This window comes from Paenarthrobacter sp. NPDC018779 (genome assembly GCF_044391085.1).
Classification (GTDB): domain Bacteria; phylum Actinomycetota; class Actinomycetes; order Actinomycetales; family Micrococcaceae; genus Arthrobacter.
Genome location: NZ_JBIRZS010000002.1, coordinates 24,902 through 36,637, shown reverse-complemented (window position 1 = coordinate 36,637; position 11,736 = coordinate 24,902). Strand labels below are relative to the sequence as shown.

Here is an 11,736-nt window from a genome sequence, read left to right as displayed (position 1 = left end):
AGTCCCCCTACCCTACTTGCTGGCCGCCGTCGTGGGCAGTGCCGGCCCGGCCGGAAAGGCGAGGCAGGGACGGCACGGCGCCTTCGCAAGCAAAGCAAAGCCCCCGCCGGGTCCGGATTGCTCCGGACCCGGCGGGGGCTTTCGATACCGCGGTGTTAGTTGCCTGCGTAGGGCGAGACCACTACGTCCACGCGCTGGAACTCCTTGAGGTCGGAGTAGCCCGTGGTGGCCATGGACCGGCGCAGGGCACCGATCAGGTTGGACGTTCCATCGGTGTGGTGGCCCGGTCCGAACAGCACTTCCTCAAGCGGACCCACGGTGCCAACGTTGACGCGGTCACCACGCGGGGACTCGAGGTGGTGCGCTTCGGGTCCCCAATGCCAGCCACGGCCGGGGGCTTCCTCGGCGCGGGCAAGGGCACTGCCCAGCATCACGGCGTCTGCGCCCATGGCGATGGCCTTGACGATGTCGCCGGAGCTACCCATGCCGCCGTCGGCGATGACGTGCACGTAGCGTCCGCCGGACTCATCCATGTAGTCGCGGCGGGCGGCAGCGACGTCGGAAATGGCGGAAGCCATGGGCGAATGGATGCCAAGTGCACGGCGGGTGGTGGTGGTGGCACCGCCGCCGAAGCCGACGAGGACGCCGGCCGCGCCGGTGCGCATCAAGTGGAGGGCAGGCGTGTAACCGGCTGCACCGCCAACGATGACGGGAACATCCAGTTCGTAGATGAACTGCTTCAGGTTGAGCGGCTCGTGGTTCTTGGAGACATGCTCGGCGGAGACGGTGGTACCGCGGATCACAAAGATATCGACGCCGGCAGCCACCACGGTCTTGTAGTGTTCCTGGGTACGCTGCGGGGTCAGGGACCCGGCTACGGTGACTCCGGCGGCGCGGATCTCGGCCAAGCGGGAGCTGATGAGTTCCGGCTGGACCGGAGCCTGGTACAGGTCCTGCATCCGGCGGGTGACGGCCGGGCTGCTGGTCTCGTCCGCCAGGCCCGCGATCTCGTCGAGCACCTTCTGCGGATTTTCGTAGCGGGTCCAGAGGCCTTCGAGGTCCAGGACACCGAGGCCACCCAAGCGGCCCAGGGCTATCGCGGTTTCGGGAGACATCACGGAGTCCATGGGAGCGCCGATCACCGGCGTATCGAACTTGTAGGCGTCGATCTGCCACGAGACCGAGACGTCCTTCGGGTCGCGCGTCCGGCGGTTCGGGACGATCGCGATGTCATCCAGGGAGTAGGCACGACGCCCACGCTTGCCACGGCCAATCTCAATCTCATAAGTCACGGCTCTTACTTTACTGGACCGCTCCCGGAACGCCGGTTCGCCCATCGGAGGGAGCGCTTCACAAAGCGCGCCAAGGAACACGCCGGAACTGCCCCTCCACATGGGCAGGGCTGCCCATGGCAGAGTCCAGGAAGTATCCGATAGCCTGCGAAAACACAACCACACCATGCAAGGGGGACCCATGGCGCCTGGATTCTACGGAGCCGACATTGAACAGCTCCGCTCGTTATCCAAACAAATGGGACAGGCCGGCAGCCGGCTCCAGAACCAGGAACTCCAGATCACCGGCCTGATCTCCAGCGTTGCCTGGAAGGGAACCGACGGAGACCGGTTCCGCCGCGAATGGAGCAGCACCCTGCGGCCCCTCCTGCACAAAACGGCGCGTTCGTTGGATGACGCGTCCAAAACCCTCCGCACCCAAGCGGATGAACAGGACAAGGCGAGCGCCCCCGGCGGTGCCGTCGGCTATGGGCCAAGTGGACCGGCTCATCCGCCGATCCCCGGCGGAAGCGAAAACCAGCCAACTCCAACCACTGGTCTCGAAGGACTGTTCGGCGTCACCGGCAGCGAGGGATGGTGGGCCGGAAACGGCCTGGTGACCGCCGGCGGCCTGTTTGCGGACAACATCCTTGCCCAGATGGCCAAGGGCGGATTGGTCACGGAACTGACGAGGTGGCCCTGGCTGAGTGCCCAATACGGTCAGGCCGCCGGTGCCGGATACGTCAAGGGCACCCAATTGCTCAACGGCACGTCGATGCTGGGCCGGCTTTCCGGAGCCCTGGGCATCGTCACCGGTGGTTTGCAGGTCTACCAAGGGATCCAGACAGGACATCCCGGAATGGCCGTTGATGGCGGAATCTCCGCTGCCTTGGCCGTAGGCAGCTTCGTTCCCGTCATCGGCCCCGCCTGCGCCGTCGCCGGCATCGCGTGGGGCGGCCTCGGCCTCCTGGCCACGCACCTGGGTTACGACTCCGCTTCTTCCATGGTGGTCGACGGCGCCAAGCATGTCTGGGAAGGCGCCAAGGACGTGGGGGAATCCATAGCCGACGGCGCGAAGAAGGTCTGGGGATGGCTCACCTGAACCACCCATTTCCTAGACTGGACACAGAATCGCTCAAGAGAGGGCAGAAATGACCACCCAGACCGAAGAAACCCAGGCTTTGCTCATTACCGAGCATGAGCTCATTGCCCTGATTGCGCTGGCCGGCACCGACGGCGCGCTGAGGTGCCAAACCCTGTTCCGCCTCGACCACGCCGCCGGCTCACCATTGGAACAGGCCGGTGTCTCCACGCTGCTGGAGCGCGGTTTGATGAAAATCGAAAACGACGCACTCTTGCCGGTGGGGCCGGCCGCCACGGTGACGGCCGTCCTGGCGGATTCCACGTCGTGGCTGGAAACCGCCCTCGTGACGCCTTCGTCGGAGCACGTCTCGTTCATGTTCGGCGCCGAGCAGGGCGCGCTGCTGCTCAACCTGAGCAAGTACGGAGTTCACGAACTCCACCCCATCACGGGCACAGAGGGCATGATCACCACGGCCGTGCAGATGGCGGACTACTACCTGAGCCAGGCGCCGGACGGCTTCCCCGCAGCCGCCACAACCCGCCAGCACTTCCTTGACGGAACATCCCGCGCGGTCCACGTCAAAGCGGAAGCGGACGGTGCCCTGTCCATCGCCACAGGGGAAGGCGAGAACCTCAAGTCGTCGGCGTTTGAGCGCGGGCAACTTGACTCCCTGATCCGCGCGGGGCTGGAGCGATAACCCGGGTGAGCTACCAAACAGGCCCGTCCCCCCTCTCCCCTGCTGACCGTCCGCTGGATTACTGGCTTTCCCCGGAACTCGCAGCGGTCACCCCCGCGGGTGCGCGCTCACGCCTGCGCGAAATCGCCGGGGCACGGGGCTCCTATATGGGCGCCTGGGCTGCCGGAGTGGGGATCGGCACAGTCCTGGTGCTTATGGGCGTCCTCCTGGCCGTTCGCCTCGGCACGTTCGCGCTCCTTCCCTCCTTCGGCATCCCGGGCGCGGCACTTGCAGTGCTCTGCGGCGTTTTCTACGTCAGGGTGCGGGATCGCTTGCCGCGGACAGACCGGGCCCTGGTCAATCGCGGGCCCGGGAACCTGCGGGGCGCACTGTCCTTCGTGGCGTTCATCCTGATCGTCTTCATTGGACTGTTTGCCTTCACGGCCAAACCATCCACGTGGCAGGATCCCGGGGTTCTGCTGACGTTGGCCATGGTGCTGGTGTTCGTCGTCTGCCTTCTGGTGGGCGCCATCATTGTCCCGGCCACCATCATGGGGCGTTCACGCGAATCCCTTCGCCGCAAGGCAGCGACTGATCCCCGCTTCCGGGCGCTCCTGGAACAGGACCTCGTAACGTGGCGTGATCCCTACGGCAACGCCGGATACGGCCCGCTCTAGGCCGCAGGATCGTGACGACTGGTCTCCTCCACGGTGAGCTGGGACTCGAACATCCGGAAGTAGCGTCCGCGTAGGGCAACCAGTTCCTTGTGTGTCCCCTGCTCGGCGATCCGCCCGTCTTCCAGCATGTACACCACATCTGCCTTCTCGATGGTTGCCAGCCGGTGGCTGATGGCGATGATGGTGCTGCTCCGGTCGGCGAACAGCCGGGTGAAGATCCGGTGTTCGGCCAAGGCGTCGATGGCCGAGGTGGGCTCATCCATGACCATGAAGGACGCATCGCGGTAGAAGTTCCGGGCCATGGCAAGGCGCTGCCACTGGCCGCCGGACAATCCGCTGCCCTTCCGGCCGCGGGGATCCTCCATCCAGTTGCTGACGTGGTTCTCCAGGCCGTTGGGCAATTTGCTGATGAATTCCATGGCCTCCGCATCCGAGGCCGCGCGCTGGACGCGCTGCTCGTCGCGGGGCTGTTCAACGTCGCCGAGGTAGATGTTTTCGGCCGCTGTGGCGAACTCGTATTTGAGGAACTCCTGGCTCAGGACGGCCAGGTGCCGGTGCCAACTGGTCACGTCAACATGGGCGAGGTCCACGCCGTCGAGCAGTACACGGCCGGAATCCGGCCGGTAGAGCCCGGCCAGGATACGGATCAGGGTGGACTTACCAGCTCCGTTCTCCCCCACGATCGCTATGTGCTGGCCCGCTTTGATGGTCAACGAGATGCCCTTGATGACTTCGATGTCGCTGCCCGTGTAGCTGAAGCGGATGTCCTGCATCTCCACCGTCTGCGGGGACCGGGTCAGCGGCGGCTCGTGCCCACTGGGAACCGGGAGTGCCATGAACAGTTCGTAGTCCTTGAGGTTGGCCAGGTCCTCGTCGATGGAGCTGAGGGAAGAGACCAGGTTGTTGGCCGTGGACAGTGCCCGGCTCACAATCTGCTGGACGTAGAGGAACTGCCCCACAGGTTGGGCGCGGGCGATGATCTGGCCCACCACCCAGACCAACGAGACAACTTCCGCGCCATACTGCAGGGCGTCGGCGGCGAGTTGCTTGGGGATGTAGCGCTTCTGGAAATCGAGCCGGCGGCGTTCGTCTGCGTCGCGCAGCCTGGAACGGAGATCCATCAGGTAATTCACGATCCCGTAGAGCCGCATCTCCGCGATGTGCTGCGGCCGGAGCAGGTTCTGTTCGATCATCCTGCGCTGGCGACGGGAATCAACCTGGGTGTTCCAGTGGGCAATCTGCTCGCGGGAGAGCTTGAACTGCAGGTAGACGCTGGGAACGATCGCGATCAGGACAATCACGGCAATCCACCAACTGACCAACACCAGGGCACCAATGGCCAGGATGACGGAAACGAGCTGCGTAAAGATGGCGGCTATGCGGTCCAGCACCCGGGCGTAGGAATCGGAGAAGCGCTTGGCACGGTCGTAAAGGTCTACGGTTTCCTTGTCGTCATAGCGCCAGAACTCCAACGCGAGGAACCTCTGGTACATCAGGTCCCCCACGATCGCACCCACGCGGAAGCTCATGAGCTGCTGGATGTAGCGGTCCACACTGCTGAACCCGCCCCAGAACAACCCCAGCGCAGCGGTGATGACGACGTACAAAACTGCCCGCGGACCGGCGTCGGGGTCTCCCGCGTAACCAGCCGCCAAAGCCGTAGTGGTGAGCGCGGCGAAATAGGTGGTGACCAGCGGCAAAGTGGCCGAGATCAGGGAGCCGGCCACTTTCATGATGACGGCTGCCGGAGAAGCCTTGAAACTCACTTTCAGGACCTGCCCGACGGCGCGTGCGTACGGGCGCAGTGCCAGCTTGCGGGGCGGCGCCTTGGTCACCCGGACGGATTCCGGGTGACGTGGTCCCGACGGTATTTCAGACATGTTGCCAGCCTATGCCTGCCCCCTGTCAGCCAGGAGGCCGGCCGAACCCGGATCCGGCACAAAACAAAGGTTCCCCGTGGAAGACCACGGGGAACCTTGAGTGTGTCAGCGCGAGTTGTAGTTCGGCGCTTCGACGGTCATCTGGATGTCGTGCGGGTGCGATTCCTTCAAACCGGCCGGCGTGATGCGGACGAACTTGCCGCGGGCCTTGAGTTCGGGAACGGTGGGTGCACCCGTGTAGAACATGGTCTGGCGGAGGCCGCCCACCAATTGGTAGGCAACCGATGCCAGGGGGCCGCGGTAGGCCACGCGGCCTTCGATGCCTTCGGGGATCAGCTTGTCGTCGCCGGAGACGTCCGCCTGGAAGTAGCGGTCCTTGGAGTAGGACGTGTTCTTGCCGCGCGACTGCATGGCGCCGAGGGAACCCATGCCGCGGTAGCTCTTGAACTGCTTGCCGTTGACGAAGATAAGGTCGCCCGGGGACTCCTCACAACCGGCCAGCAGGGAGCCGAGCATTACGGTATCGGCACCGGCCACGAGGGCCTTGCCGATATCGCCCGAGTACTGCAGGCCGCCGTCGGCGATCAGAGGTACGCCGGCCGGAATCGCAGCCTTGGCGGACTCGTAGATGGCCGTAATCTGCGGAACGCCCACACCGGCCACCACGCGGGTGGTGCAGATGGAACCGGGGCCCACGCCAACCTTGATGCCGTCTGCGCCTGCGTCGATGAGTGCCTGGGCACCTTCGCGGGTGGCTGCCTGGCCACCGATGATGTCCACGTGCGCCGCAACGGGATCCGACTTCAGGCGGGCGATCATGTCCAGCACACCTTGGGAGTGTCCGTTGGCCGTATCCACGAACAACGCGTCAACGCCGGCGTCGATGAGCTTCATGGCGCGCTCCCAGCCGTCGCCGAAGAAGCCGATGGCAGCGCCAACGCGGAGGCGGCCCTCGTCATCCTTGGTGGCGAGCGGGTACTGCTCAGCCTTCGTGAAGTCCTTGGTGGTGATCAGGCCCTTAAGGCGTCCCTGGTCATCGACCAGGGGGAGCTTCTCGATCTTGTTGGTGGCCAGCTTGTGGGAAGCCTCTTCCCGGCTGATGCCCACGTGGCCGGTGACCAGGGGCATCTTGGTCATAGCGTCACTGACGCGGCGCGTGGGGAACTCGGACTCGGGAATGAAACGGGTGTCGCGGTTGGTGACAATGCCCAGGAGGCGGCCTTCGGGATCCACCACAGGGAGGCCGGAAACACGGTAGCGGGAGCACAGTTCGTCGAGCTCCTGCAACGTGGCTTCGGGATTGATGGTCAGCGGGTTGGTGATCATGCCGGACTCGCTGCGCTTTACGCGGTCCACATGTTCGGCTTGGTCGTCGATGGACAGGTTGCGGTGGACTACCCCGAGGCCACCCTGGCGCGCCATGGCGATGGCCATGCGGGACTCGGTCACGGTGTCCATGGCTGCGGAGAGCAGCGGCGTCTGGACGGAGATGCGCCGGGACAGGCGGGAGGAGGTGTCAGCGTCGGACGGAATGACGTCGGTGTGTCCGGGAAGCAGCAGGACGTCGTCGTAGGTCAGGCCAATGAAGCCAAAAGGATCGTGTTCGGGCTGGGTCATGAGTGCGCCTCTTACCTGGGTTTGGGGACTGGAACTGGTAGGGGTTGCAGCTGATGACCAGCCCGTCATTACGGGACTGGCCTGTGCAGAAGTGTTGGATAAATACTAGAACCTCAGCGCCCGTCGCCATATTCCGCGGCGGCCGAGTGTGAGCAACAGCACTGGCGGCAGACCGCCGTCGTGCTTCCCCTGGTACGCAAGCGGCTGGTGGGGCTAGCTGGCCGACCAGCCCGTCGCCGCCAGCAACCGCTCCTCGAACATGGGAATCATGCTCTGAACGTAGGTCTTTGTGAGGTGGTTGTCGTCCTTGTAGACGTAGACGTTCCCCACCACGGCAGGGCAAGTTCCCTGCTCGCAAATGAAGTCGCTCATGTCCATCAGGAAGAGCCGGTCCACCTTGCCCACGTAGTCATCCAGAGGCGAGTACGCGGCCAGTGACTCTTCCAGCGGCGCGTTGCAATCGGGTGAATCCGGGCCCTTTTTCTGGACGCACTCGGGCATGTTGATACTGAAGCGTGGATTGTCGCGGACTCCAACCACGTCGATTCCGGCATCCGTGAACGGTTTGATCCCGTCCAGGTAGCCCGGCACTTCCGTCTCGAACGGTGCTGTCACATGCGTCAGCGAGGCCACGGTGAACACCGCGTCCGGTTTGTGTTCCATGACGTACTGGGCGCTGGCCTTGTTGAAGTCATTGCATTCGTCGGTCCGTTCCTCCGACTCCGCCCCGAAGCGGCAACTGCCCTTCAGAAGTGTCACGACTTCCCAGCCGTGCGCTTTGGCAATGGGGCCGAGGGCCGCCATGTACTGCTGGGCGTGCGAATCGCCAAGGACCACGATCCGCTTGGTAACTACCTCGGGCTCGTCATTCTGGAGGCAACCCTCCAACAAGGGATCGGACGGCACGTTGTCCCCCGTGCACAGACCGTCGATATCCGCCCATTCGTCCTTCATGGCTGCCGGGGCAGGGATGATCTTGGCGTCTGGTGTTGGTTGGCCGGCGTTTTGCGGCGCCAGTGCGGCCGCACCGGGAGTCAACTCCATGGGCTGATCGGCGATGGCAGCGCTCTCCGAAGAAATGGCCCCCTGCCAGGCGGTGACCGGCAAGGCGAGCAGCGCACCACATGACGCAATCACGACGGCGGCACGCCAGGAGCGCACGTTCGGCCACTCCCAGCGGCGCAGCGGGCGTTCCACATAGCGGGTGGTTGCAACGGCCAGCACCATGGAAACTGCCATGATGGCCAGGCCCTGGAGGATGTTGGGCGTGCTGGTTTCGGTGACCAGGAGGAAGAACACCAGCACGGGCCAGTGCCACAGGTACAGGGCGTAGGAGTTGTCGCCTACCAGGACCAGCGGCTTGGAGCTGAGGAAACGGTCCGCGCCAAAACGGCTGCCGCTTTGGCCGGCCACGATCACTGCCGCGGCGGCCAGCGTAGGCCACAAAGCGACGAAGCCCGGGAACGAGCGGTCAACCGTCAGGATCAGCCCGCACGACAGCATGGCGGCCAGCCCGGCCCAACCCAGGAACACACGCAGGCGGCGCCCCGGTTTAAGGTAGGGCAACGCCAAGGCCAGCAAGGAGCCGAGTGCGAACTCACACAGCCGGGTGCGGGTGTCGAAGTACGCAATCTCCTGATTGGTGGCCGTTTGGTCGATCGAGAAAATGAGCGAAGCCACAAAGATCAGCCCGAACGCGATGAACAGCAACTGCCTGTGGGCCACGGCCTTGTTGTGCGGGAACAGCCTGGCCAGCTGCGGCTGGAGGAGAGCCACGGCAGCAAACACCAGCGGCCAAAGAATGAAGACTTGTCCCTGTACCGACAGCGACCAGAAGTGCTGCAGCGGGCTCGCGCCCGAATGGTCCTGGGCGTAATAGTCCACCGCGGATTCAGCAAGCTGCCAGTTCTGCCGGTACAGCAGGGAGGCCCACGCCTCGGCGAGGACGTCCGGCCAGCGGCTTTGCGGAATAAAGGTCCAGGTAGCGGTGAGGACCGCGAGCAAAACCACGACGACGGCGGGCAGCAGCCGCTTGAAGACGTGCAGCCAGTGCCTCAGGAGTTGGAGCGGCTTGTGGCTCTCCAGCTTCCGGGTGAAGGACAAGGTCAGCAGGAATGCCGAGATGAGCAGGAACACATCCACGCCGCCGGACACCCTGCCCAGCCAGATGTGGTACGCGGCCACCATCAGCACCGCCAAGGCCCGCAGGCCCTGGACCTCCGGACGGAAGGCGCGTTCCGCCGTCGTGCTTTGTGCCGTATCCATCACTGTTTTAGCCATCATCGCGTCCACCCCGTCGCGGCAAACCACCTCTCGTCAAACATGTCCCCCATGCTGGTGACGTACGTCTTGGACAAATGGTTGTCGTCCAGATAGACGAACACGTTTCCAATGACGCTGGGGCACGTCACGCCGTCGCACAGGAGGTCGGTCATATCCAGGAACGCGGCGTTGCCGAAGGTCCCCTGCACCGCGGCAAACGGGCTTTCGGCGGCCAGCACGTCCGGCTCATCCGACTTGCACTCTGAACTGTCCACGCCCTTGGCCAGGGCGCACTCGGTGACGTTGTAGTCGTAGCGCGGGTTGTCGCGGATGGCCACAACCTGGATCCCCAAATCGTTGAAGTTGGTCACCGTCTGGTCAAAGCCATACACGAGCTTCTCGTCCGGCGACGACGGCGAAGCCATGGTTCCCACCATGAACACAGCATCCGGCGTCTTCGAGGCCACGTACTTGAAGGCCGCGGCATTGAACTCGTTGCACTGCGCTTCGGCATCCGGATTCTGCGGCATGAAGTGGCACCCGCCCAGGAGGAGCGCAGTGACCTTCCAATGCTCAGCCTCGGCCAAGGGACCAATCGCTGCCAGCCATTGCTGGGAATGCGAATCGCCCAGGACCACGATGTTCTTCACGGCGTCGTCGCCAACACCGTTGGTCTGGCAGTTGTCCGCCAGGAGTTTGTCATCCGGCTTGGTATCTCCCTCGCAGGAGTCTCCAAGGTGCGCCCAGTCCTCCGGCAACTGTTCCGCCGTCGGAAGCGTCTTCGCGCCGTCGCCCACCAAGTCCACGTAGCCCGGAAGGAGGGCGTGCGCCCCGGGGTTGTCGTTGAAGGCCTGGGTCTCGGCGGCCTTCTGGTCAAGGTATTGCTTGTACTGGAAGCCCAGGAGCGGCGTGCAGGCAATGGCCAGGCAGGCAGCGATGGAGACCGCAGCCCGCCACTTCTTCACTTCAGGCCACTTCCACTCACGGAAGGGCTTCTCCACGAACTTGGTGGTCAGGAAGGCCAGGACCAGGGCCAAAGCGACGATCGCTGACCCTGACAACCAGCCAGCGTGGTCCTTTCCGCTCCAGGCAAGCGCAATGACCAGGATGGGCCAGTGCCACAGGTAGAGGGCGTAGGAGTTGTCACCCAAGCGGACCAGGAACTTGGAGCTGAGGATCCGGTCCACGCCGAAGCGGCTTCCGGTTTGGCCGGCCGCGATCACGAAGACGGCAGCGAGCGTGGGCCAGAGCGCAACGAAGCCCGGGAAGGCCGTCTGCACCTGCAGGATGATGCCGCAGCTGAGCATGGCCACCACGCCAACCCAACCCATGACTACGCGCACGGGCTTTGAGAAGTTGAGGGCCGGAAGTATGAGGGCAACCAGCGTGCCCAGGGCGAATTCCCACAGCCGGGCGAAGGTGTCGAAGTAAGCCACAGCCTGGTTGTTGGCGGTGAAAATGATGGAGTAGGTCAGCGATGCGATGAAGATGATCGCGAAGATGTATGCCAGGGAGGCACGGTAGCGGAGGTTGAACTTCCGGCAGAGGACCGCCATGGTGGCGAAGATGACAGGCCACAGAATGAAGACCTGACCTTGGATGGAGAGCGACCAGAAGTGCTGGACGGGGCTTGCTAGGCTGTGGTCGGTTGCGTAGTAGTTGACCGCGAGGGTCTGGAGCAGCCAGTTCTCGAAGTAGAAGAGGGAAGCCCACGCCTGGTTCACCACTTCCACCCACCGTGTAGGCGGAAGGAAGACGAACGTTGCGGCGAGGGTGCTGAGGAGGACCACCACCACGGCCGGGAGCAAACGGCGGAACAAGTGGAGCCAGTGCCGGATGAGGTCCATGGACCTCCGCTGTTTATAGCGGCCCGTGAACTGCAATGTCATGAGGAATGCTGAGATCAGCAGAAAAACGTCCACGCCTCCGGAGACGCGTCCAATCCAGATGTGGTAGCTGACCACCATGAGGACTGCGAGGGAGCGAAGGCCTTGGATTTCCGGGCGGAACTTGGACTTTGCAACGGGTCCGGCGGCCCGCCTGTTGGGACGGGCGGGCTGTTGGATCGTTGGTGCAGTCACGTTAGGCGATTCCTCAAAGGCTCATTCACAAAGGTTCCATCATATGCGTTTTCGCGCATGCAACCCAGTCAAGTGGGGCGGACGGACCCGGTTCCGGAGATCAATTAGTTCATCCATCGCTATGGAACAGCACAGTTGAACCTGTGTTCTGGCTGTGCCCTTCCAAGCCGATTCCGGGCCTGACAGGG

The 11,736-nt window shown here is 63.8% G+C and carries 8 protein-coding genes; 3 read left to right on the top strand and 5 right to left on the bottom strand.

Annotation, left to right across the window (positions count from 1 at the left end):
• Positions 1-155: 155 nt before the first annotated feature.
• Positions 156-1,292: a GuaB3 family IMP dehydrogenase-related protein gene (locus ACH488_RS02330; RefSeq protein ID WP_397322005.1), complete on the bottom strand. Its 1,137-nt coding sequence runs from the start codon at positions 1,290-1,292 to the stop codon at positions 156-158.
• Between the two features lie 181 nt (positions 1,293-1,473).
• Between ACH488_RS02330 and ACH488_RS02325 the strand changes: the two genes are divergently transcribed.
• Genes ACH488_RS02325 through ACH488_RS02315 form a run of 3 tightly spaced genes read left to right on the top strand, consistent with a single transcriptional unit; the run spans position 1,474 to position 3,708 of the window.
• On the top strand, positions 1,474-2,373 hold the full coding sequence (locus ACH488_RS02325) for a WXG100 family type VII secretion target (protein ID WP_397322004.1): 900 nt from the start codon (positions 1,474-1,476) through the stop codon (positions 2,371-2,373).
• 49 nt (positions 2,374-2,422) lie between these two features.
• Complete coding sequence (locus ACH488_RS02320) at positions 2,423-3,052, top strand: hypothetical protein (protein WP_397322002.1); 630 nt, start codon at positions 2,423-2,425, stop codon at positions 3,050-3,052.
• A 5-nt stretch (positions 3,053-3,057) separates the two neighbouring features.
• Positions 3,058-3,708: a hypothetical protein gene (locus ACH488_RS02315; protein WP_397322001.1), complete on the top strand. Its 651-nt coding sequence runs from the start codon at positions 3,058-3,060 to the stop codon at positions 3,706-3,708.
• On the opposite strand, the gene ACH488_RS02310 is transcribed toward ACH488_RS02315, so the two are convergent.
• From ACH488_RS02310 to ACH488_RS02295, 4 genes are all read right to left on the bottom strand, one after another.
• The gene (locus ACH488_RS02310; protein ID WP_397322000.1) at positions 3,705-5,588 is read right to left on the bottom strand and encodes an ABC transporter ATP-binding protein; all 1,884 of its coding nucleotides are present in this window, start codon (positions 5,586-5,588) and stop codon (positions 3,705-3,707) included. The genes ACH488_RS02315 and ACH488_RS02310 overlap by 4 nt on opposite strands.
• A 105-nt stretch (positions 5,589-5,693) precedes the next feature.
• Positions 5,694-7,205 (bottom strand): IMP dehydrogenase, encoded by a 1,512-nt coding sequence (gene guaB / locus ACH488_RS02305; RefSeq protein WP_397321999.1) that lies wholly within the window; start codon positions 7,203-7,205, stop codon positions 5,694-5,696.
• Between the two features lie 213 nt (positions 7,206-7,418).
• Positions 7,419-9,488 carry an acyltransferase family protein gene (locus ACH488_RS02300; protein WP_397321997.1) on the bottom strand — a complete coding sequence of 690 codons (2,070 nt, stop codon included), beginning with the start codon at positions 9,486-9,488 and terminating at the stop codon, positions 7,419-7,421.
• Complete coding sequence (locus tag ACH488_RS02295) at positions 9,485-11,548, bottom strand: acyltransferase family protein (protein WP_397321996.1); 2,064 nt, start codon at positions 11,546-11,548, stop codon at positions 9,485-9,487. Before ACH488_RS02295 ends, ACH488_RS02300 begins: the two co-directional genes overlap by 4 nt.
• Positions 11,549-11,736: the final 188 nt, after the last annotated feature.

Bases quoted from the DNA above. Each gene is read 5' to 3' on its own strand.
- ACH488_RS02325 (WP_397322004.1), top strand. From the start codon at position 1,474: ATGGCGCCTGGATTCTACGGAGCCGACATTGAACAGCTCCGCTCGTTA.
- ACH488_RS02320 (WP_397322002.1), top strand. From the start codon at position 2,423: ATGACCACCCAGACCGAAGAAACCCAGGCTTTGCTCATTACCGAGCAT.
- ACH488_RS02310 (WP_397322000.1), bottom strand. From the start codon at position 5,588: ATGTCTGAAATACCGTCGGGACCACGTCACCCGGAATCCGTCCGGGTG.
- guaB (WP_397321999.1), bottom strand. From the start codon at position 7,205: ATGACCCAGCCCGAACACGATCCTTTTGGCTTCATTGGCCTGACCTAC.
- ACH488_RS02300 (WP_397321997.1), bottom strand. From the start codon at position 9,488: ATGATGGCTAAAACAGTGATGGATACGGCACAAAGCACGACGGCGGAA.